The sequence below is a fragment of the Enterococcus sp. DIV0774 genome (assembly GCF_050539095.1).
Lineage (GTDB): Bacteria > Bacillota > Bacilli > Lactobacillales > Enterococcaceae > Enterococcus > Enterococcus faecalis.
The window spans coordinates 1-23,003 of sequence record NZ_CP172923.1; the positions used below are offsets into that span (position 1 = coordinate 1).

At 37.8% G+C, this 23,003-nt stretch carries 17 protein-coding genes; 16 read left to right on the forward strand and 1 reads right to left on the reverse strand.

All coding sequences use genetic code 11. The annotated features are described in order from the left end of the window. The 14 genes from dnaA to IGL86_RS00070 all read left to right on the forward strand — a co-directional run bounded on the left by dnaA (position 1) and on the right by IGL86_RS00070 (position 17,274). Positions 1-1,344 carry a chromosomal replication initiator protein DnaA gene (dnaA, locus tag IGL86_RS00005; RefSeq protein ID WP_033626082.1) on the forward strand — a complete coding sequence of 448 codons (1,344 nt, stop codon included), beginning with the start codon at positions 1-3 and terminating at the stop codon, positions 1,342-1,344. A 201-nt stretch (positions 1,345-1,545) separates the two neighbouring features. Then, complete coding sequence (gene dnaN, locus IGL86_RS00010; RefSeq protein ID WP_002356014.1) at positions 1,546-2,676, forward strand: DNA polymerase III subunit beta; 1,131 nt, start codon at positions 1,546-1,548, stop codon at positions 2,674-2,676. 578 nt (positions 2,677-3,254) lie between these two features. Next, positions 3,255-3,500 carry a S4 domain-containing protein YaaA gene (yaaA, locus tag IGL86_RS00015; protein ID WP_002356015.1) on the forward strand — a complete coding sequence of 82 codons (246 nt, stop codon included), beginning with the start codon at positions 3,255-3,257 and terminating at the stop codon, positions 3,498-3,500. After that, positions 3,487-4,614: a DNA replication/repair protein RecF gene (gene recF, locus IGL86_RS00020; RefSeq protein WP_002356016.1), complete on the forward strand. Its 1,128-nt coding sequence runs from the start codon at positions 3,487-3,489 to the stop codon at positions 4,612-4,614. Before yaaA ends, recF begins: the two co-directional genes overlap by 14 nt. After that, positions 4,611-6,560 carry a DNA topoisomerase (ATP-hydrolyzing) subunit B gene (gene gyrB, locus IGL86_RS00025; protein WP_002359210.1) on the forward strand — a complete coding sequence of 650 codons (1,950 nt, stop codon included), beginning with the start codon at positions 4,611-4,613 and terminating at the stop codon, positions 6,558-6,560. The genes recF and gyrB overlap by 4 nt, the downstream gene beginning before the upstream one ends. 55 nt (positions 6,561-6,615) lie before the next feature. Next, complete coding sequence (gyrA, locus tag IGL86_RS00030; RefSeq protein WP_002361457.1) at positions 6,616-9,117, forward strand: DNA gyrase subunit A; 2,502 nt, start codon at positions 6,616-6,618, stop codon at positions 9,115-9,117. 174 nt (positions 9,118-9,291) lie between these two features. Then, complete coding sequence (gene rpsF / locus IGL86_RS00035) at positions 9,292-9,594, forward strand: 30S ribosomal protein S6 (protein WP_002356019.1); 303 nt, start codon at positions 9,292-9,294, stop codon at positions 9,592-9,594. 44 nt (positions 9,595-9,638) lie between these two features. Then, a complete protein-coding gene (gene ssb, locus IGL86_RS00040) occupies positions 9,639-10,205 on the forward strand; it encodes a single-stranded DNA-binding protein (RefSeq protein WP_002364599.1) in 567 nt (188 codons plus the stop codon). 25 nt (positions 10,206-10,230) lie between these two features. Further along, positions 10,231-10,470 carry a 30S ribosomal protein S18 gene (rpsR, locus tag IGL86_RS00045; protein ID WP_002356021.1) on the forward strand — a complete coding sequence of 80 codons (240 nt, stop codon included), beginning with the start codon at positions 10,231-10,233 and terminating at the stop codon, positions 10,468-10,470. A 156-nt stretch (positions 10,471-10,626) separates the two neighbouring features. Next, entirely contained in the window at positions 10,627-12,651 is a 2,025-nt protein-coding gene (locus tag IGL86_RS00050; protein WP_002363542.1) for a DHH family phosphoesterase, read from the forward strand. A gap of 5 nt (positions 12,652-12,656) precedes the next feature. Continuing rightward, on the forward strand, positions 12,657-13,109 hold the full coding sequence (rplI, locus tag IGL86_RS00055; RefSeq protein WP_002356023.1) for a 50S ribosomal protein L9: 453 nt from the start codon (positions 12,657-12,659) through the stop codon (positions 13,107-13,109). A gap of 273 nt (positions 13,110-13,382) precedes the next feature. Continuing rightward, a complete protein-coding gene (gene dnaB / locus IGL86_RS00060) occupies positions 13,383-14,750 on the forward strand; it encodes a replicative DNA helicase (protein WP_002381331.1) in 1,368 nt (455 codons plus the stop codon). A 237-nt stretch (positions 14,751-14,987) separates the two neighbouring features. Further along, the gene (locus IGL86_RS00065; protein WP_002359213.1) at positions 14,988-16,280 is read left to right on the forward strand and encodes an adenylosuccinate synthase; all 1,293 of its coding nucleotides are present in this window, start codon (positions 14,988-14,990) and stop codon (positions 16,278-16,280) included. Between the two features lie 124 nt (positions 16,281-16,404). After that, positions 16,405-17,274 (forward strand): DegV family protein, encoded by an 870-nt coding sequence (locus IGL86_RS00070; protein WP_010822002.1) that lies wholly within the window; start codon positions 16,405-16,407, stop codon positions 17,272-17,274. Between the two features lie 39 nt (positions 17,275-17,313). Here IGL86_RS00070 and IGL86_RS00075 read toward each other — a convergent pair whose 3' ends face one another. Further along, a complete protein-coding gene (locus tag IGL86_RS00075) occupies positions 17,314-18,945 on the reverse strand; it encodes an ABC-F family ATP-binding cassette domain-containing protein (RefSeq protein WP_002359215.1) in 1,632 nt (543 codons plus the stop codon). Positions 18,946-19,197: 252 nt separating this feature from the next. Between IGL86_RS00075 and IGL86_RS00080 the strand changes: the two genes are divergently transcribed. Together IGL86_RS00080 and IGL86_RS00085 are read left to right on the forward strand one after the other, a co-directional pair. Further along, positions 19,198-22,083: a sigma 54-interacting transcriptional regulator gene (locus IGL86_RS00080; protein ID WP_033626084.1), complete on the forward strand. Its 2,886-nt coding sequence runs from the start codon at positions 19,198-19,200 to the stop codon at positions 22,081-22,083. 201 nt (positions 22,084-22,284) lie between these two features. Then, complete coding sequence (locus IGL86_RS00085; protein ID WP_002385473.1) at positions 22,285-22,797, forward strand: mannose/fructose/sorbose PTS transporter subunit IIB; 513 nt, start codon at positions 22,285-22,287, stop codon at positions 22,795-22,797. Positions 22,798-23,003: the final 206 nt, after the last annotated feature.

The window sequence follows — 23,003 nt, forward strand, 5'->3', positions numbered from 1 at the left end:
ATGCCCGACGTGGAAAGTTTTTGGCATAGCCTTGAAGAAGCCTATCAAGCGATTTTGTCGGCGCCAAGTTTTGATGCTTGGATTAAAACCACACGCCCTTTGAAATTAGACAACAATCAATTGTGGCTAGAAGTCCCTTCTGCAGTTCATCGTGATTACTGGGAAAAAAATCTTTCGGCAAAAATTGTCGAAACTGGATTTAAATTGACCGGTGCAGAAGTGATGCCCCATTTTGTTGTTGCCGATGAAAAAGACACAGCACTGGCACAAGAACTCGAAGAACCTGCCGAAGAAGAAATTGTTTTTAGTGAACAAAGTAAAAAAGCGATGCTTAATCCTAAGTACACTTTCGACACCTTCGTTATTGGTAAAGGAAACCAAATGGCTCACGCTGCAGCGCTTGTTGTTGCGGAGGATCCGGGTTCGATTTACAATCCCCTTTTCTTCTATGGTGGTGTAGGGTTAGGGAAAACCCATTTGATGCATGCCATTGGTCATCAAATGTTAGTGAATCAACCAGATGCCAAAGTCAAATATGTTAGTAGCGAAACGTTTACGAATGAATTTATCAACTCAATTCAAACAAAGACATCCGAACAATTTCGGAAAGAATATCGCAATGTTGACTTATTATTAGTCGATGATATTCAATTTTTGGCGGAAAAAGAAGCAACATTGGAAGAATTTTTCCATACCTTCAACGATCTTTACAATGAAAATAAACAAATTGTTTTAACAAGTGATCGCCCGCCGAATGATATTCCAAAATTACCTGAACGATTAGTTTCTCGCTTTGCTTGGGGTTTGTCTGTTGATATCACCCCGCCTGATTTAGAAACACGGATTGCAATTTTGCGCAAAAAAGCAGATGCCGAGCGTTTAGAAATTCCGGATGATACACTAAGTTATATCGCTGGTCAAATTGATTCCAACATCCGTGAATTAGAGGGTGCTTTGGTCCGCGTTCAAGCCTTTGCAACTATTAATGGAGAAGATATTACCACTAGTTTAGCGGCGGACGCCTTGAAATCTCTAAAATCAGTTGGTAGTAAAAATCAATTGTCCATCTTACAAATTCAAGAAGAAGTATCCAAATATTATCATGTGCCTCTTAAAGATTTAAAAGGGAAAAAACGGGTGAAAACAATTGTAGTTCCTCGTCAAATCTCAATGTATCTTGCTAGAGAAATGACCGACAATTCCTTGCCAAAAATTGGTGCCGAATTTGGCGGCAAAGATCATACAACGGTAATTCATGCGCACGAAAAGATTCAGCAATTATTGGAAAAAGATCCAGCGATTCAAAAAGAAGTCAGTGAAATTAAAAATTTATTGAACTCTTAGGATGTGGAAAACTAAACAAAAAAGAATAAAGTTATCCACAACTTATACACAAGTGGATAACTTAGTAAAATCAATGCTCTTTTGACTTTTCCACAGAATCAACATGCCCTATTACTTTTATTATTTATTTATATATAATATACAAAACAGTGGCGTACAAAATTAGAACGTATTGAAAATACTTAAAAAGGAGTTTACATTATGAAATTAACGGTCAAACGAAGTGTCTTTTTACAAGAATTACAAACTGTTCAACGAGCAATTTCTTCTAAAACAACGATTCCAATCTTAACGGGTGTTAAAATTGTGTTATCAGAAGATGGCTTATCACTTACTGGGAGTAACGCGGATATTTCAATTGAAAGTTTTTTAAGTAAAGATGATGAAAAAGCTCAAATGACGATTGAACGCACAGGTAGCATCGTTTTACAATCTCGTTTCTTTGGCGAAATTATTCGTAAATTACCAGAAGATATGTTCACAATGGAAGTTCTAGATAACAATCAAGTTGCAATTACTTCAGGAAAAGCTGATTTTACGGTCAATGGATTAGATGCTGACAATTATCCGCACTTACCAGTAATTGATACTCAAAACCAAATGAAATTACCTGTTCATTTATTGACAAAAATTATTAGTGAAACAGGTTTTGCTGTATCGATGCACGAAAGTCGTCCAATTTTAACTGGGGTTCACTTTATTTTAGAAAATCAAAAATTACTTGCCGTTGCGACAGATTCACATCGTTTAAGTCAACGTGTGATCCCGACAGAACAAGCAGTAGAAGACTTTAACATTGTAATTCCAGGAAAAAGTTTAACTGAACTTTCTCGTTCATTAACCAATGAAGAAGAAATGGTTGAAATCAGCATTATGGAAAATCAAGTGCTATTTAAAACAGAAACAATGTACTTCTATTCTCGTTTGTTAGAAGGAAATTATCCTGATACCAACCGTTTAATTCCAACTAGCCATAACACGCAAATTGAATTTTATGTACCAGAACTGCTTTCAGCAATCGAACGTGCCTCTTTACTTTCTCATGAAGGACGTAACAATATTGTTCGCCTTTCAATTTCACCAGATTCTGTTGTTTTATATGGAAATTCACCTGAAATTGGAAAAGTCGAAGAAGCGTTAAACTATGAAAATGTTTCTGGTGAAGCGTTGGATATTTCTTTCAACCCAGATTATATGAAAGATGCGTTGCGAGCGTTTGGCGATATGAATATTACCGTGAAATTCCTTTCTCCAATTCGTCCGTTTACATTGGAGCCAACCGAAACAGAACTAGATTTCATTCAACTAATTACACCGGTTCGTACAAATTAATCATGTTTAAAAAAGACCTTCGGAAAATCACTATGATCGCCGAAGGTTCTTTTTTGTCGTCTGTTTAAAGCCGATAAACGCTGCTAGATAAGCTTTTTAAAACTAGAATAGCTTTTACGCTAATATGATTGTGAATGTTTGAACTATCGTTTGACGAATAAATTCTGCCTTTTTTTCGTGGATAAAGAAAAAAGCCCTTTAATTTTTCGTTTAAGAGCTGTTCATTTTTTTATGAACATTTCCTAGTGAAAGAAGTTTACGTTGCTTAAAACGACGCTCAGACCTCTACAAGCTACTTTTCTTCATTGCGCGCCCTCTTCGTTTGTCTTTGAGTTACCCCTAATTGTTTTTTAGTTAAACGCTACTCGTCATTTCTGCCAAATCAGGCCCCTTTTTTCTCAAGAAAATATCAATTTCCGTTTTAAAATGCTTTTTAAGAGTTTTTTTATCCTAATAATATTTTCGGTCATTTAGAATTAAAATTGCTTAGAATGAAAATTAGACAGATAAATTTGTTTTCTCTTATGAAAAAGGGTATAATATATATGAGAACGTATTAGAAAAAAGAGGGATGCACATTGAAAAAAACGTTTGTTTTAGCAACTGAGTATATAACGCTTGGTCAGTTTCTTAAAGAAATCAACGTCATTGGTAGTGGCGGCCAAGCCAAATGGTATTTGGCAGACAATAGCGTGTTTGTTGATGGCGAGTTGGAAAATCGTCGCGGACGGAAACTTTATGCGGGCATGATGATTGAGATACCTGAAGAAGGTACTTTTTTTATGGTGAAAAACGGAAACGAGTCCGACGATGCGGCTGAATGAGCTGACACTTCAGCATTATCGTAATTATGAAACAGTCAGTTTAGATTTTCCAAAAACGTTAAATCTTTTTTTAGGCGAAAACGCCCAAGGAAAAACCAACTTGTTAGAAAGCATTTATGTTCTAGCAATGACACGAAGTCATCGAACCAGCAATGAAAAAGAATTAATTGGCTGGGAACAAGCAGCAGCTAAAATTAGCGGTGTGGTTGAAAAAAAGACAGGCACCGTGCCGTTGGAAATTTTAATTTCCAACAAAGGACGTAAAACCAAGGTTAATCACATTGAGCAAAAAAGGCTCAGTGCGTACATTGGGCAACTGAATGTTATTTTATTTGCCCCAGAAGATTTATCTTTGGTGAAAGGCTCACCTCAAGTCCGCCGGAAATTTATTGACATGGAACTCGGACAAGTGAGTCCTATTTATCTTTATGATCTTGTCCAATATCAGTCTGTTTTAAAGCAACGGAACCAATACCTAAAACAACTAGCTGAAAAGAAACAAACAGATACTGTTTATCTGGATATTTTGACAGAGCAGCTAGCTGAATTTGGCGGGAAAGTTCTATACGCTCGGTTAGGTTTTCTTAAAAAATTAGAACACTGGGCAAACTTACTCCATCAAAAAATTAGTCATGGACGCGAAACGCTCACCATTGACTACGCATCAAGCATCCCAATTGACAACACGGATCTTTCCTTAGAAGCACTTCAAAATCAATTGCTCCAACAATTAATGAACAATCGTAAGCGTGAATTGTTTAAAGCGAATACTTTTTTAGGCCCTCATCGTGACGATTTGCTATTTATTGTCAATGGTCAAAATGTTCAAACGTATGGCTCACAAGGCCAACAGCGAACGACAGCTTTAAGTATTAAATTGGCAGAGATTGATTTGATGCATTCAGAAACAGGAGAATATCCTGTGTTATTACTAGATGATGTCATGAGTGAATTAGATAATGAACGTCAAATTCACTTGTTAGAAACGATTGAAGGCAAAGTTCAAACGTTCTTAACGACAACTAGTTTAGATCACATAAAAGACAAGCTAACAGTTGAACCAGATATTTTCTATGTTCAACAAGGCAAGATAGAAAGGAATTCAGCGACATGACAGAAGAAGAAAAAAACATGAGAGAACGTGCGCAAGAATATGACGCTAGTCAGATTCAAGTTTTGGAGGGCTTAGAAGCTGTCCGGAAACGTCCTGGTATGTACATAGGTTCTACTAGTGGCGAAGGGTTACACCACTTAGTATGGGAAATCGTTGACAACTCTATCGACGAAGCCTTAGCAGGATTTGCTAAATCAATTCAAGTAATTATCGAACCAGACGATAGTATTACTGTTATCGATGATGGTCGTGGAATTCCAGTCGGGATTCAAGCCAAAACAGGTCGCCCAGCTGTGGAAACAGTGTTTACAGTGCTACATGCCGGCGGGAAATTTGGCGGTGGCGGCTATAAAGTATCAGGTGGCTTGCACGGTGTTGGTTCCTCTGTTGTTAATGCTTTATCGACCAGTTTAGATGTTCGTGTTTATAAAGATGGCAAAGTGTATTACCAAGAATATCGTCGTGGTGCGGTTGTTGATGACCTAAAAGTTATCGAAGAAACGGATCGTCACGGAACTACTGTTCACTTTATTCCAGATCCTGAAATTTTTACAGAAACAACCGTTTATGATTTTGATAAATTAGCAACACGGGTTCGTGAATTAGCCTTTTTAAATCGAGGCTTACACATTTCAATTGAAGACCGTCGTGAAGGACAAGAAGATAAAAAAGAGTATCACTATGAAGGCGGGATTAAGAGTTATGTTGAGCATTTAAATGCCAATAAAGACGTTATTTTCCCAGAGCCAATCTTCATTGAGGGAGAGCAACAAGATATTACAGTGGAAGTGTCAATGCAGTATACAGATGGCTACCACTCAAATATTTTAAGTTTTGCCAACAATATTCATACTTATGAAGGCGGAACGCATGAATCTGGTTTTAAAACTTCTTTAACACGTGTGATTAATGACTATGCACGTAAACAAAAATTGATGAAAGAAAACGATGAAAAATTAACTGGGGAAGATGTTCGTGAAGGTTTAACTGCAGTGGTTTCCATCAAACATCCAGATCCTCAATTTGAAGGACAAACGAAAACGAAATTAGGGAACTCAGAAGTACGGACCGTTACGGATCGTTTGTTCTCAGAATACTTTACAAAATTCTTGATGGAAAATCCAACAGTCGGCAAACAAATTGTCGAAAAAGGTATGTTGGCCTCAAAAGCTCGTTTAGCCGCTAAAAGAGCCCGTGAAGTCACCCGTCGTAAAGGCGCTTTAGAAATTAGCAACTTGCCAGGGAAGCTGGCTGATTGCTCAAGTAAAGATCCGGAAAAATGCGAATTATTTATCGTCGAAGGAGACTCGGCCGGCGGTTCAGCAAAACAAGGCCGTAGCCGTGAATTCCAAGCCATTTTACCAATTCGTGGGAAAATCTTGAATGTCGAGAAAGCTAGCATGGATAAAATTTTAGCCAATGAAGAAATTCGGTCATTATTTACAGCTATGGGAACAGGCTTCGGCGAAGATTTCGATGTTTCTAAAGCACGTTATCACAAACTAGTGATTATGACCGATGCCGATGTCGATGGTGCGCATATTCGAACGTTGTTATTAACCTTGTTCTATCGCTTCATGCGGCCAATTGTTGAAGCTGGTTATGTGTATATTGCCCAACCACCACTATATGGTGTGAAACAAGGGAAAAATATCACCTACGTTCAACCGGGCAAACATGCTGAAGAGGAACTAGCAAAAGTGTTAGAAGAATTACCTGCTTCACCAAAACCAAGTGTTCAACGTTACAAAGGTTTGGGTGAAATGGATGATCACCAACTTTGGGAAACAACAATGGACCCAGAAAAACGATTAATGGCGCGAGTGAGTGTCGATGATGCCATTGAAGCTGACCAAATTTTTGAAATGCTAATGGGCGATCGTGTGGAACCACGTCGTGCGTTTATCGAAGAAAATGCCCATTACGTGAAAAACTTGGATATTTAATGTGTCGCAACGTTGTAAGAGACGCTAGAACATATATTTAGAGGGGAAAAAATTCATGAGTGAAGAAATTAAAGAAAACATTCAAGACGTCAATCTGACCAGCGAAATGAAAGAATCTTTCATTGACTACGCAATGAGTGTTATCGTAGCCCGCGCGTTACCTGACGTTCGTGACGGTTTAAAACCTGTTCATCGCCGAATCTTATATGGAATGAACGAATTAGGGGTAACCCCTGATAAACCACACAAAAAATCAGCCCGGATTGTTGGGGATGTTATGGGTAAATATCACCCCCATGGGGACAGTGCGATTTACGAATCAATGGTGCGGATGGCACAACCTTTTAGTTATCGGGCTATGTTAGTTGACGGCCACGGAAACTTCGGTTCTGTCGATGGTGACGGCGCTGCCGCTATGCGTTATACCGAAGCACGTATGAGTAAAATTGCTTTAGAAATGCTACGAGATATTAACAAAAATACAGTCGATTTCCAAGGAAACTATGATGATTCAGAACAAGAACCAGTAGTTTTACCTGCTCGTTTTCCAAACTTACTAGTTAACGGAACAACGGGGATTGCGGTGGGGATGGCAACAAATATTCCACCACACAATTTAAGTGAAGTGATTGATGCAACAAGTTTATTGATGGACAATCCTGATGTAACGACGAATGAATTGATGGAAGTGTTACCTGGACCAGATTTTCCAACAGGCGGTTTAGTGATGGGGAAATCAGGGATTCGCCGAGCATATGAAACAGGGAAAGGTTCGATTACTGTTCGTGCAAAAGTTGAATTGACTGAAATGCCGAATGGAAAAGAACGTATTTTAGTAACTGAATTGCCTTATATGGTGAATAAAGCCAAATTAATCGAACGAATTTCTGAATTACACAGAGATAAACGAATTGAAGGAATTACTGATTTGCGGGATGAATCTTCTCGTGAAGGCATGCGGATTGTCATCGATGTTCGTCGAGATGTGAGTGCCTCTGTTGTGTTAAACAACTTGTACAAAATGACTGCCTTACAAACATCTTTTGGTTTTAACATGTTAGCCATCGAAAAAGGCGTACCGAAAATTTTAAGCTTGAAACGTATTTTAGAAAACTACGTCGAGCACCAAAAAGAAGTCATTACTCGCCGGACGATTTTTGACAAAAACAAAGCAGAAGCACGGGCGCATATTTTAGAAGGTCTACGAATTGCCTTAGATCATATCGATGAAATCATTGCCATTATCCGTGGGTCACAATCAGATGACGAAGCAAAAGCAACGTTAATTGAACGCTTTGAATTTTCAGATCGTCAAGCGCAAGCGATTTTAGATATGCGTTTACGCCGTTTAACAGGCTTAGAACGCGACAAAATTGAAAATGAATATCAAGAGCTATTGAAATTCATTGCGGACTTAGAGGACATTTTAGCCCGCCCAGAGCGCGTCATTGAAATCATTAAAACAGAGTTAAATGACGTTCGCACAAAATTTGGTGATGCACGACGCACAGAATTATTAGTAGGTGAAGTCCTAAGTCTTGAAGATGAAGATTTAATCGAAGAAGAAGAAGTCGTGATTACGTTAACCAATAACGGCTACATTAAGCGGATGGCAAACTCCGAATTCCGGGCGCAACGCCGTGGCGGACGTGGTGTCCAAGGCATGGGCGTTCATGATGATGATTTCGTGAAAAACCTAGTTTCTTGTTCAACACACGACACGTTATTATTCTTTACGAACACTGGGAAAGTTTACCGAGCAAAAGGTTACGAAATCCCTGAATACGGTAGAACAGCAAAAGGAATTCCAGTAATTAACTTACTGGGAATTGATTCTGCAGAAAAAATTCAAGCGATTATTTCTGTTGAGGGCAAAGCGGAAGCAGGTAAATACTTGTTCTTCACAACCTTAAAAGGAACCGTCAAACGGACAGCCGTAACAGCCTTTTCTAATATCCGTAGTAATGGATTAATCGCCATTAGCTTAAAAGAAGATGATGAGTTAGTTAACGTGGTAACGACTAATGGCAATCAGAAGATGATTATCGGAACACATGCAGGATACTCTGTCACATTTGATGAAAATACTGTACGTGATATGGGCCGGACAGCATCAGGTGTTCGGGGAATCCGTCTCCGCGAAAATGATTATGTGGTCGGCGCAGCGATTCTGGATGAAAATAAAGAAGTCCTAGTCATTACTGAAAATGGTTATGGCAAGCGTACAAAAGCTTCTGAATATCCAGTTAAAGGACGTGGCGGTAAAGGGATTAAGACAGCAAATATCACTGAGAAAAATGGTCCATTAGCTGGTTTAACCACGGTCAATGGGGATGAAGATATCTTATTGATTACGAACAAAGGCGTCATTATCCGCTTTAACGTTGATTCTGTTTCTCAAACAGGACGCGCAACATTAGGGGTTCGTTTAATGAGAATGGAAGATGGTGCCAAAGTGGTAACAATGGCTGTTGTAGAACCAGAAGAAGTGGAAGAAGAAATCGTTGAAGTTGTAGAAACAACAGAAAACGAAACAACATCAGAAACAGAAGAATAACATAAAAAAGTTTCGCCAACTGGCGAAACTTTTTTATTGGGGCTTTTCAAAACTATTTCTTGCTTTTGTCTATCAATTAGCATATAATTAGAGATTGTGAACTACCTTTTTAGGTATGTTCTCCTTGCTCTTAGCCAACTAAGAGCCTTGAAGTCCATAGGGAGGTGAAAATCAATGAGTCAAGATACGAAGTACGAAATCATGTACATTATTCGTCCGAACATTGATGAAGAAGCAAAAACTGCTTTAGTAGAACGTTTCGACACAATCTTAAAAGATAACGGAGCAGAAGTTATCGAATCTAAAGATTGGGAAAAACGCCGCTTAGCATATGAAATGAACGGATTCCGTGAAGGCATCTATCATATCGTTAATGTTACTTCTCCATCAACAGCTGGCGCAATCAACGAGTTTGATCGTTTAGCAAAAATCAATGACGATATTATCCGTCATATGATCGTGAAGGTAGAAGCATAATTTGTTTCACATGAAACATTTATTGACGAAAGGAGATGTTTTGAATGATTAATAACGTTGTATTAGTCGGAAGATTGACAAAAGATCCTGACTTACGTTACACCGCTAGTGGTTCAGCTGTTGCGACCTTTACACTTGCTGTAAACCGTAACTTTACGAATCAAAATGGTGACCGTGAAGCAGACTTTATCAACTGTGTGATTTGGCGTAAACCCGCAGAAACAATGGCTAATTATGCCCGTAAAGGTACATTATTAGGTGTTGTCGGAAGAATTCAAACTCGTAACTACGAGAACCAACAAGGTCAACGTGTCTACGTAACTGAAGTGGTTTGTGAAAACTTCCAATTGTTAGAATCTCGTTCTGCTTCAGAACAAAGAGGAACTGGCGGCGGTAGCTTTAATAACAACGAAAATGGTTATCAATCACAAAATCGTAGCTTTGGTAATAACAATGCCGGTTCTGGATTTAATAACAACAACAATAGTTTCAATCCATCATCTTCTCAGTCGCAAAACAATAACGGTATGCCTGATTTCGATAAAGATTCTGATCCATTTGGTGGCTCAGGTTCATCTATCGACATTTCAGATGATGATTTACCATTCTAAACGAATTTGATAGGAGGGAACAAGAATGGCACAACAAAGAAGAGGCGGACGTAAACGTCGGAAAGTCGACTACATCGCAGCAAACCACATCGAATACATCGACTATAAAGATACTGAATTGTTAAAACGATTCATTTCAGAACGTGGCAAAATTTTACCACGTCGTGTTACAGGTACTGGCGCTAAAAACCAACGTAAATTAACGATTGCTATTAAACGCGCACGTATCATGGGATTATTACCATTCGTTAGTGACGAACAATAATTTTATGACAATTTCCAGAACCAAAGAGCTTGCTCTTTGGTTCTTTTTTATCTTGACTAGTGTTTCACGTGAAACATAACAAGGTTCGCAGAATGAAGTGTTTTGTGATAAAATAAGGGATGAAATAACTAGTGAATCACCAGAGCAATATGCTCGTTGGAACAAGTCGCCTCAAAGGTCTGCAGAAAGATTGGAGGCAAAAAAATGCAAAAGAAGAGAATTCAAAAAAACGGTTTCTTAATTGTTGTGGGTCTTCTCTTAGTAGAATTTCTCCTCTATTTCTTACTAACAAATAAATGGCTGCTATTGGCGGTAATTATCGCATTAGATATCTTTCTCTTAGTGGTTATTCGGCTGTTGATTAGAGATGTAGAAATTACAAACGTAGAAAAGATTCAAGAAGCAAGTTCCATTGCTGAACAATCGTTGGATTATGTTGTAAATGAAGTACCTGTGGGAATTATTACGTATAACGGGGAAACACGCGCGGTAGAATGGCTTAATCCTTATGCTGCTTCTATTTTTAATAAAGACAATCAGCTAACGTTAACCGCTAGCCAAGTTACGTCTTATTTAGAATTAGCAGAACGAAACCAAGATATCTTTACGATTGACGAAAATACCTATCGCTTTAGCGTCAATAAAGAACAACATACAATTACTTTTGAAGATATCACTAAAGAAAGTAATTTGTATCAAGAAAAAGTCGAAATGCAAACGGCTATTGGCATTGTGTCTGTCGATAATTATGATGATGTCACCGATACAATGGACGAGAAAGAAATTTCTTATTTGAATAGTTTCATTACGACGATGGTTTCTGATTGGATGGACCAATACAAAGTTTTTTATAAGCGAATCAACGCAGAACGTTATTTTTTCATTGCCCAATGGGAAGATATTCAAAAAATGATGGACGAAAAATTTTCTATTTTGGATACGATCCGTAAGGAATCAGCTAACCATGAAGTAGCCATTACGTTAAGTATGGGGATTGCTTATGGGGGCCCAACCTTAGATCAAACCGGGACCACGGCTCAAACAAACCTAGATACAGCTTTAGTTCGTGGTGGTGATCAAGTGGTTGTAAAAGAAGCCAAAGATGAAGCGAAGCCGTTATTTTTTGGTGGAAAAACGGCAGTAACGACGAAACGTTCTCAAGTACGTTCTCGCGCAATGAGCATGGCAATTAAGGGAATTATTGCGGAATCTGCTGACATCTATATTATGGGCCATCGTTATCCAGATATGGATGCGTTAGGTTCAGCATTTGGTGTTGCTCGTTTAGCCTCGTTTAATAATCGAAAAGCGTGGATTGTTTTAGATGAAAATGAAATCATTCCCGATGTCAAAAGAGTGTTAGAGGCGATTAAAGAGTACCCAGAATTAGAAGAGCGCATTATTAGTCCTAAAGAGGCCATGAAGCGCAAGAAAGAAAGTAGCTTATTAGTTATGGTAGATTACCATAAACCGTCTCTATCGATCTCACAAGAGCTCTATGAGCGTTTTGATAAAGTGGTAATCATTGATCACCATCGACGAGGAGACGAATTTCCAGCAAAACCCTTGCTTTCTTATATTGAATCTTCTGCCTCTTCTGCTTCAGAATTAGTCACAGAATTGATCGAATACCAAAGTAATAGCGCAAATAAACTGCAGGCCTTTGAAGCAACCATGATGTTGGCGGGAATTGTGGTTGATACGAAAAGTTTCAATACACGAACGACGGCGCGAACATTTGATGTGGCTAGTTATTTACGAACTTGTGGAGCAGACTCATCTTTAGTACAATATCTATTAAGTTCTGATCTTACAAGCTATCTGGAAATGAACAATTTAATCTCTAAAAGCGAATATGTCACAAAAGATACCGTCGTTGTTGCCGGGAGTGAAGACAAAGAATATGATAGTGTCACAGCTGCCAAAACAGCGGACACATTACTTTCTATGGCAGGGATTAATGCAGCATTTGTCATTACCAAGCGGACGGATCAACAGATTGGCATTAGTGCTCGGAGTAACGGTTCAATTAATGTCCAAATTATTATGGAAAATTTAGGTGGTGGCGGTCACTTTACTAATGCGGCAGTACAATTATCAAACGTAACAGTAGCAGAAGTAAAAGAGCAACTACTTGATGTAATTCGTCAAAATATTAATGAAATGTATGAACAGGAGTGAAGGAAATGAAAGTCATTTTTTTACAAGACGTTAAAGGAAAAGGAAAAAAAGGGGACGTAAAAGAAGTGCCAACTGGTTACGCCCAAAACTTTTTAATTAAAAATGGTTATGCGAAAGAAGCCAATAAAGGGAGCATGAGTGCGTTAGCGGGTCAAAAGAAAGCCCAAGAAAAACATGAAGCAGAAGTTTTAGCACAAGCAAAAGAAATGCAAGCCTTTTTAGAAGATGAAAAGACTGTCGTAGAGATCAAGGCAAAAGCTGGAGAAGACAGCCGTTTATTTGGCTCAATTCCTTCAAAACAAATTGCAGAAGCCTTAAACAAACAATACAATGTAAAATTGGATAAACGCAAAATCGAATTAGCCAACCCAATTCGTTCTCTAGGTTACACTAACGTACCAGTCAAACTACATCATGAAGTTACAGCGAAAATTAAGGTTCATGTCGTAGCGGAATAATACAATCGATAAAAAAGAAGCCGATTTCTCCGGCTTCTTTTTTATATCAAATAAATTACAGTAATTATTTTTTATAACATTTAAAAATCAAATGCACAACAATTTAAATTAACGAAAGTATTATATTTTTATTAATTGTATATTTTTTAAAATTGGAAAGTGAACTAAAAATAGAGAAATCAGCAGAGAAAAAATGTACTTTTTTTAATGAAATTGTGTTAAAATGGATAGACTAAATGAACCAGAAAGTAAGACATCGTGGGAGAGAACAAAATGAATGAATTATTGCAAGATAGGGTACCGCCACAAAATATTGAAGCGGAACAAGCCGTTTTAGGTTCTATTTTCTTAGATGCAGATGTGCTAATAGAAGCGATGGAATATGTGGAACCTAAAGATTTCTATCGTCGTAGTCATCAGTTGATTTTCCAAACGATGATGACCTTAAGCGACCGAAATGAAGCGATTGATGTGGTAACAATCAAAGATCGCCTAGAACAAGAGAATTTGTTAGAAGATGTTGGTGGACTAAGTTATCTGTCAGATTTAGCTTTAGCTGTGCCGACAGCTGCCAATGTCATTTATTATGCAAAAATTGTTGAACAAAAATCGTTGCTGCGCAACTTAATCCAAACCGCTACAGAGATTGTAACTAAAGGCTTTGAGCAAGGTGAAGATGTTGAATCTATTTTGGATGATGCAGAACGAAGCATTTTAGAAGTCTCCGAAAAGCGGAATCGTAGTGGCTTTTTATCAATTTCAGATGTTCTAAATACAACTATTGCGAATATTGACCAATTATACCAAAATGATGAAGAGATTACTGGTTTACCTACAGGCTATCAAGCATTGGATAAAATGACTGCCGGCTTGCAAGCGGAAGAGCTAATCATTCTAGCGGCCCGTCCAGCGGTAGGGAAAACCGCTTTTGCATTAAATATTGCCCAAAATGTCGGCACCAAAACAGATAAAGCTGTCGCTATTTTTAGTTTAGAAATGGGGGCAGAGTCATTAGTGAACCGGATGCTTTGTGCAGAAGGATCCATTGAGGCCAGCCATTTAAGAACAGGGCAATTATCTGAAGAAGAATGGCAAAACTTAATTATTGCGATGGGTAGTTTGTCCCGTGCGAATATCTATATTGATGACACACCAGGGATTAAAATTACCGAAATTCGTGCGAAATGTCGTAAATTAGCACAAGAAAAAGGCAACTTAGGTCTAATTTTGATCGACTACCTACAATTGATTGAAGGAACTGGAAAAGAGAACCGCCAACAGGAGGTTTCTGATATTTCACGTCAATTAAAAAAATTAGCGAAAGAGTTAAAAGTCCCAGTTATCGCTTTGTCACAGCTTTCTCGTGGCGTGGAACAACGTCAAGATAAACGTCCTGTGTTAAGTGATATTCGTGAGTCAGGTTCCATTGAGCAAGATGCCGATATCGTTGCCTTTCTTTATCGTGATGATTACTATGATCGTGGTGAAGGAGAAGACGGCGATCATGAGCCACCAGAAGTTGACAATGTTGTAGAAGTCATCATTGAGAAAAACCGTAGTGGTGCGCGTGGAACGGTCGAATTACTTTTCATTAAAGAATATAATAAATTTTCTTCGCTTTCGCCGAGGACAGAATTTTAAAAAAACGAACTCATTTTTTGAGTTCGTTTTTTTGCTTATTAAGGGATTAAAATCAGAGAGTAAAACACGAACAATATTCGTATATTTTATTATTTTACAAAAACATAACTAAAAATGTTCGTATTTTTGACAGAAACGCTTTTGATTGTGAAAGAATATTCGATTTTTACCCTTGAAAGGGACTGGTTTTACTGGTACAATGATTCAGGACAAAAAAATTATGAACGAGGTGTTCGAATGTCATCAGTAGTAGTTGTTGGAACGCAATGGGGCGACGAAGGTAAAGGAAAAATTACAGACTTTCTAAGTGAAAACGCAGAAGTGATCGCTCGTTACCAAGGCGGAGATAACGCCGGACATACCATTAAATTCGACGGCGTAACGTATAAATTACATTTAATTCCTTCAGGGATTTTCTATAAAGAAAAAATTAGTGTAATTGGTAACGGCGTAGTTGTGAATCCAAAATCTTTAGTAAAAGAATTAGCTTATTTAAAAGAAAATAATGTTGCCACTGATAATTTACGTATTTCAGATCGTGCTCATGTCATCTTGCCGTATCATATTAAATTGGATCAATTGCAAGAAGATGCGAAAGGTGAAAACAAGATTGGGACAACGATTAAAGGAATTGGCCCAGCCTACATGGATAAAGCAGCACGGGTGGGAATCCGTATCGCTGATTTATTGGATAAAGAAATTTTTGCGGAACGTTTGCAAATCAACTTAGAAGAAAAAAATCGTCAATTCGTTAAAATGTTTGATAGCGAAGCCATTGAATTTGATGATATTTTTGAAGAATACTATGAATACGGACAACAAATTAAACAATATGTTACAGATACTTCGGTTATTTTAAACGATGCATTAGATGCTGGAAAACGGGTTTTATTTGAAGGGGCACAAGGTGTCATGTTGGATATCGATCAAGGAACCTATCCATTTGTTACTTCCTCTAATCCAGTAGCTGGTGGCGTAACTATCGGTAGTGGCGTTGGTCCATCAAAAATTAATAAAGTGGTTGGTGTCTGCAAAGCGTACACTTCACGTGTCGGTGACGGCCCATTCCCAACAGAATTATTTGATGAAACAGGAGAAACCATTCGTCGTGTCGGTAAAGAATACGGAACAACAACAGGACGTCCGCGTCGTGTCGGTTGGTTTGATTCAGTAGTTATGCGTCATTCAAAACGTGTATCAGGGATTACGAACTTGTCATTAAACTCGATTGACGTGTTAAGTGGTTTAGAAACGGTGAAAATTTGTACAGCTTATGAACTTGATGGTGAATTAATTTATCATTATCCAGCAAGCTTGAAAGAATTAAGCCGCTGTAAACCAGTTTATGAAGAATTACCAGGTTGGTCTGAAGATATCACTGGTTGCAAAACTTTAGCCGATTTACCAGCTAATGCTCGTAACTACGTGCATCGGATTTCAGAATTAGTTGGTGTGCGCATTTCAACATTCTCTGTAGGTCCAGACCGTAACCAAACGAACGTTTTAGAAAGCGTTTGGGCACAAATTTAAGCAGATTTTTAAGGGAACGTAAAGGATGGCTTATGCCAATTCAGCCTTTACGTTCTTTTTTAATTTTATATAAAAAAGAAAAACTATGGTAAAATAAAAGAAAACATGAAGGGGGCAATTGTCCGTGAATTATCAATTAGTGACAGATTCTTGTTGTGACTTGCCGTATACATACTTAAAAGAAAACCAAGTACCTTTTATTAGCATGAATATTCAAATTGACGGGAAAGAATATCGCGATGATTTAGGTGAAACGTTTGATTATCAGAACTTCTTAAAGGCTATTAAAAATGGAAGTATGCCCACTACCTCTCAAGTTAATGTGGGACGCTACAATGAATTTTTCCGTCCTTTTGTGGAGCAAGGGTTACCGGTGATTTATTTAGCTTTTTCATCTGGGTTAAGTGGCTCTTATCAAAGTGCGTTGCAATCAGTAGAGATGTTAAAAGAAGAGTACGATAATGTAGAAATTCATATTATTGATACAAAAGCAGCTAGCTTAGGTCAAGGGATGTTAGTCCGAGAAGCCATTCGATTACAAACAGATGGTCATTCATTAGGAGAAGTTGTTGCCTATCTTGAAGAGCAAAAAATGAAACTTCACTCGTGGGTAACGGTAGATGATTTAAAACATTTAGAACGTGGCGGACGGATTTCTAAAACAGCGGCTGCGCTTGGTGGCTTAATGAACATTAAACCAATTATTCGCGTGGATGCGGCAGGCAAACTAGCATCCGTTGGTAAAACTCGTGGACGAAACAAGTCCTTGCAAAAGATTGCGCAAGAAACGATTCAAGGCATTGTAGAGCCAATGAAACAAACACTATTGATTGCATATGCAGGAACGAAAGATGACGCGGAAAAAGTCAAAGAATTAATTGAAAAAGAAATAGAGGTTAATGAGATACTGATTTATCCTCTAGGACCCACCATTACTAGTCATACCGGAATAGGTTGTATTGCTGTGTTTTCTTTTGGTGAAAAAAGAAAATAAAAAATAGAGAAGTCATTTTTTAATGACTTCTCTATTTTTTTAATAGTCTGAACTGAATAAAACGTCCATTTGTTTTTGAATTTCTGGGTTTTCCAAGAATTCATCATAGGTTGTTTCTGCCCGATCAATAACCCCTTTATCAGAAACAGCAATAATTCGGTTCGCTAATGTTTGGATAAATTGGTGGTCATGTGAAGCAAAAAGAATTGAACCAGTGAAAGCCATCAACCCATCATTTAATGCAGTGATTGATTCTAAGTCTAAGTGATTCGTTGGATCATCTAAAACTAAGACATTGGCTTTGGAAAGCATTAATTTTGAAAGCATGACACGCACTTTTTCGCCTCCGGAAAGAACATTGACTGGTTTTAGTACCTCTTCACCAGAGAATAACATCCGACCTAAGAAACTACGTAAGAACGTATTGTCATCTTCTTCTTTACCAGCAAATTGACGTAACCAATCTAAAATGGTTAATGGCTCTTCAAAGTCTTTGCTGTTGTCTTTTGGTAAATAAGCTTGGCTAGTTGTAACGCCCCAACGAACAGAACCTGTATCGGGAGTAATTTCGCCCATAATCACTTTGAATAACGTAGTCGTTGTAATATCTGAGTCAGCGATGAATGCCACTTTATCATCTTTTGTTAAGTTGAACGAGATATTATCTAAGATTTTTTTGCCATCAATCGTTACAGAGACATTTTCAACTTGTAATAAGTCATTGCCGATTTCACGTTCTGGTGTAAAACCAACGAATGGATAACGACGAGAGGAAGGTTGAATGTCATCTAAGGTAATTTTATCTAACATTTTTTTACGAGACGTTGCTTGTTTTGATTTTGAGGCATTGGCGCTAAAACGAGCGATAAAGTCTTGTAATTCTTTGATTTGTTCTTCTTTTTTGGCATTAGATTGTGCTTGCAATTTTGTCGCTAGTTGGCTTGATTCCAACCAGAAATCATAGTTACCAACGTAAAGTTTGATTTTACTAAAGTCTAAATCTGCCATGTGGGTGCAGACTTTGTTTAGGAAATGACGGTCATGGGAAACCACGATAACAGTATTTTCAAAGTTGATTAAAAATTCTTCTAACCAATTGATTGAGCGGGTGTCTAAACCATTTGTCGGCTCGTCTAATAGTAAGACATCTGGTTTACCAAAAAGAGATTGAGCTAATAATACTTTGACTTTTTGACCAGCTGTTAATTCGCTCATTTTTTGATCATGTAATTCTTCTGGAATGTTTAGCCCTTGGAGTAAAACAGCTGCTTCAGGTTCTGCTTCCCAACCGTCAAGTTCAGCAAATTCGCCTTCTAGTTCTGCGGCACGAATCCCATCTTCATCTGAAAAATCTTCTTTCATATAGATAGCATCTTTTTCTTTCATTACTTCGTAAAGACGTTTATGTCCCATAATTACAGTTTCTAAAACAGTGTAGTCTTCGTAGTCAAAGTGATTTTGTTTTAGCGTTGCTAGTCGCTCATTAGGACCCATTGAAACCACGCCAGTTGTCGGTTGAATCTCACCTGATAAAATTTTAAGAAACGTTGATTTTCCTGCACCGTTTGCGCCGATTAAGCCGTAACAGTTGCCAGGAGTAAATTTAATATTCACTTCTTCAAAAAGTTTACGATCTGGAAATTGTAAACTTACATCATTAACAGTAATCAATTGTTTTCCTCGCTTTTAATATATTCTTGAACCTCTCTGCATTATATCGGCTACAGAACCTTTTTTCAAGGAGTTTCAATCTTTTTACAGAAACGAATAAAAAGGTGGGTTTTTTATAGAAAAAAGGCGCTTTTTTAAAATGTTTCATGTGAAACAGAAATTTTTTTCATGAAAGGGTTTTTAGTGTATTTTTTTAATGATACACTGTATCATGTAAATTAATTAGTGTATCGATTAAAGGAGCCATCAAAAATGAAGCGGATTGAAAAAATCTATCAATATGTTAAAGAGCAAACGAAGAATTTAACGCCAATGACCTTAACAAGTGATGCGGGAGTCACGACACAAGAAATTTCAGAACGTTTAAACATTCAGCGGACCAATGCTAGTAAAGATTTGAATCAACTGGTTCGTGAAGGGCGTTTGAAAAAATTATCTGGTCGTCCAGTAAAATATGTCGCGCAGGTGGCGTTTCAGCATCGACCATTAACCAAGCCAGTTAAAAGTTATCGGGAAAAATCAATGGATCACTCCACAAAAGCTTTTATCGAACCATTGGTTGAACCAGTAGTCACGACCAGCAAAACCCCAGAAGTTGAAGATATTTTCAAAAAAATTATCGGTTCAGCTGGAAGCATGAAAACGCCGGTTGAACAAGCCAAAGCAGCGATTTTATATCCGCCAAAAGGCTTGAATTGTTTAATTACTGGACCAACAGGTTCTGGGAAAACTTATTTTGCTCATGCCATGTTTCAATTTGCGAAGCTGAACCAAATTGTGGCCAAAGAAAAAGAGTTTGTGGTATTTAACTGTGCAGACTATGCGCATAATCCAGAACTTTTGATGTCGCATTTATTTGGGTATGTAGAAGGGGCCTTCACAGGCGCTACGAAAGCGAAAGAAGGGATTATTGATGAAGCAGATGGCAGCATTCTGTTTTTAGATGAAGTACATCGGTTACCACCCGAAGGACAAGAAATGATTTTTTATTTTATGGATCACGGCGTGTACGCGCGTTTAGGTGAAACAGTGAAATCACATCATGCGGATGTTCGGATTATTTGTGCTACGACGGAGAATCCTACTTCTTCTTTATTGAATACTTTTGTGCGACGCATTCCGATTATCATTCAATTACCGAACTTTAGTGACCGTCCTGCGAAAGAAAAAATTGACCTCCTAAAAGTGATGGTTTCAATGGAAGCAGCGCGGATTCAACGGCGAATCTCTTTGTCAGAAGATGTGGTCAAAGCGTTAATTGGAAGTGTTTCTTATGGAAATGTCGGTCAGCTAAAATCGAATGTGCAACTTGTGACTGCGCGAGGGTTCCTTAATCAGATGGAACAAGAGGAATTAATGATTACGATGGACGAATTAACGGACAATATTAAAGAAGGCATTATGCAACTTGCCAGTAATCGAGAAGTATTGTCGGAGTTATCGAAATATCTGGAACCGCAATTAGTGGTATCACCAAATGAATCTTTAGTAGCTATTCAGTCAGATGCCTATGAATTGCCTTACAATCTATATGAGATTATTGGAGATAAAGCGGCTCTCTTAAAAGCAGACGGCTTGGACCAAGAACTAATTAATAATTTTATTACAACGGATATCAATGTTCATTTAAAATCTTTCTACAAAGATTATGGATTCACCTTTGATACAGAAAATAAATTGGCTGAAATTGTTGACCAACGAATTATTGATGTCACTAAGAAAATTTATAATTTTGCAGCGAAGCGGTTATCGTATTCGTTTCAACCCAATTTTATTTATGCAATGAGTTTACACATTAGTTCTTTCTTGAAACGCATCCAATTAGGCAAAGATCCTAAGCATCCTTTAAATGAAAGTATTCGAAATATGGTTTTAGATTATCCAACAGAGTTTGAAACAGCGAAAGAAATTAAAAATATTATTGAAAGTAGTTATCAGATGGAGATTCCTGAATCTGAAAGTTACTATTTAGCTGTTTTGCTCATTTCTTTAAGAGAAAATCCTGAGGCTGGCCGGATTGGCATTGTCGTGGCTGCGCACGGAAATAGTACCGCTAGCAGTATGGTACAAGTGGTTTCTCAATTGTTAAATGTTGATAATTTGAAGGCTGTGGATATGCCGTTAGATATGCCACCGAAAGAAGCTTTGCGTAAAATCGTTGAAGCAGTTGGTGAAGTGAATGAAGAAAATGGCGTACTATTATTGGTGGACATGGGTTCATTAAGTACGTTTTCAGAAGAAATTGTACGCCAGACAGGCATTGATGTGCGGACAGTAGACATGGTGACCACGCCAATTGTGCTTGAAGCGGCCCGCAAAACCGCATTAATTGATACGCAATTGGAAACACTTCACGAGTCTTTAAAAAACTTTCATGGCTATGCCGATATTCGCCAAAGTGAAACGAAACAAATCATTGAAAATTGGAAAACAAGAGCAATTATTGCTATCTGCGCTTCTGGAGAAGGAACTGCGCGCCGAATGAAAGAGCTTATTGAGGAAGCTGTCTTGCCACAAATAGACTGGCATTTAGAAGTGATTCCTTTGTCCATTGTAAATATGAAAGAAGTCTTGCCTAAAATTCAAGAAGACTATGAAATTATTGCGACAACTGGGATTACCAATCCCAAAATTGGAGTTCCTTATATTTCCATGGAAAATTTCTTTTCCGGTGAAGCAGAAAAAATTATTCAGCAATTACTAGCAGAGCGGAAAGAAGAAGTAATGAATAAGCCGTTGGACGAAGCGGCAGCAAAAGAAATTTGTCTCAAATATATGGAGCAAAGTTTCACTTTCATTAATGGAAAAAAAATCATTGATCTGTTGTGGTCATTCGCTAAAAATATCCAAACCCAATTAGCGATGCCAGAAGAGTACACATTTTATATCAATTTGATTATGCACACATCGGGCATGTTGGAGCGTATTTTACGGAATGATACACTGACGGTTTCAGAAAAGGAACTTGGTCGATTGGTTCAAGAACCAATTTATCCAGTGATTGTGGCCTCAATTGAGACTATGGAAGAAGCTCTTAATATGGATGTTCCAACAGAAGAAGTTTATTTTATCGCACAGTTAGTCAAAAATGCTCAGTGTATCGAAGATAAAATCACCGAAATTGATACACTAGATTAATACAGAAAAAACGATACACTATTTATTAGTGTATCGTTTTTTAATTTTCTTAAAAAAACCTATAATTTTCTAGGTTTCAAACCGATACACTAAAGTTGGCACGAAACTTGCTTATAATAAGGTGTCCCTTTTTACCTAAAATTTTTAAGTAAAAAGACAAAGGTCCTAACCTTTAAAAATGAATTTAAAGGAGCATTCCCGATGGTAATGGATATTCGTTTAGCTCGAATTGATGATCGATTAATTCATGGCCAAGTAGCAACTGTTTGGGCAAAATTGACGAACATTAATCGCATTTTAGTGGTTAGTGATTCCGTTGCTCATGACAATTTGAGAAAAGCCTTGTTGGTCCAAGCTGCTCCACCTGGTGTCAAAGTAAATGTCATCACTGTTCAAAAAATGATTGATGTTTACCCTGATCCTCGTTTTGATTCGTTTCGAGCCATGTTGTTATTCACTAATCCTTTGGACGTGAAACGAGTGGTCGAAGGCGGTGTACAACTAACTTCTGTGAATATTGGCGGAATGAGTTTCAGCACAGGCAAGCGAATGATTACGAATGCAGTCGCAGTGGATGCCAACGATTTAAAAGCATTTCTGTTTTTAAATGAACAAGGTATTGAATTGGAAATTCGAAAAGTCGCAGCAGACAGCCAAGTGAATTTGATGGATTTACTGAAAAAAGAGCGTAGCAAAGAAAATAACGCCAGCTGACGTTTATTTTTACAGACGAAAGACATTGAAAGGATGTGGTGGCCTAGGACCAACATCATTGCTTCATGAACTGTATTGATAAAGGCAAGTGCTGATGTTGAAAAAAATCAAGAACTATTGAAATTTTTTCATTTATTTTTGTCAGAATCTGATTTATCTGATTTTTTTCAAAAAGTGAAAGCGTTTAGCAGTACAACCATGAAAAA

Bases quoted from the DNA above. Each gene is read 5' to 3' on its own strand.
- rplI (WP_002356023.1), top strand. From the start codon at position 12,657: ATGAAAGTCATTTTTTTACAAGACGTTAAAGGAAAAGGAAAAAAAGGG.
- IGL86_RS00085 (WP_002385473.1), top strand. From the start codon at position 22,285: ATGGTAATGGATATTCGTTTAGCTCGAATTGATGATCGATTAATTCAT.
- IGL86_RS00080 (WP_033626084.1), top strand. From the start codon at position 19,198: ATGAAGCGGATTGAAAAAATCTATCAATATGTTAAAGAGCAAACGAAG.
- IGL86_RS00065 (WP_002359213.1), top strand. From the start codon at position 14,988: ATGTCATCAGTAGTAGTTGTTGGAACGCAATGGGGCGACGAAGGTAAA.
- dnaA (WP_033626082.1), top strand. From the start codon at position 1: ATGCCCGACGTGGAAAGTTTTTGGCATAGCCTTGAAGAAGCCTATCAA.
- rpsF (WP_002356019.1), top strand. From the start codon at position 9,292: ATGAGTCAAGATACGAAGTACGAAATCATGTACATTATTCGTCCGAAC.
- rpsR (WP_002356021.1), top strand. From the start codon at position 10,231: ATGGCACAACAAAGAAGAGGCGGACGTAAACGTCGGAAAGTCGACTAC.
- dnaB (WP_002381331.1), top strand. From the start codon at position 13,383: ATGAATGAATTATTGCAAGATAGGGTACCGCCACAAAATATTGAAGCG.
- ssb (WP_002364599.1), top strand. From the start codon at position 9,639: ATGATTAATAACGTTGTATTAGTCGGAAGATTGACAAAAGATCCTGAC.
- dnaN (WP_002356014.1), top strand. From the start codon at position 1,546: ATGAAATTAACGGTCAAACGAAGTGTCTTTTTACAAGAATTACAAACT.
- gyrB (WP_002359210.1), top strand. From the start codon at position 4,611: ATGACAGAAGAAGAAAAAAACATGAGAGAACGTGCGCAAGAATATGAC.
- gyrA (WP_002361457.1), top strand. From the start codon at position 6,616: ATGAGTGAAGAAATTAAAGAAAACATTCAAGACGTCAATCTGACCAGC.
- recF (WP_002356016.1), top strand. From the start codon at position 3,487: ATGCGGCTGAATGAGCTGACACTTCAGCATTATCGTAATTATGAAACA.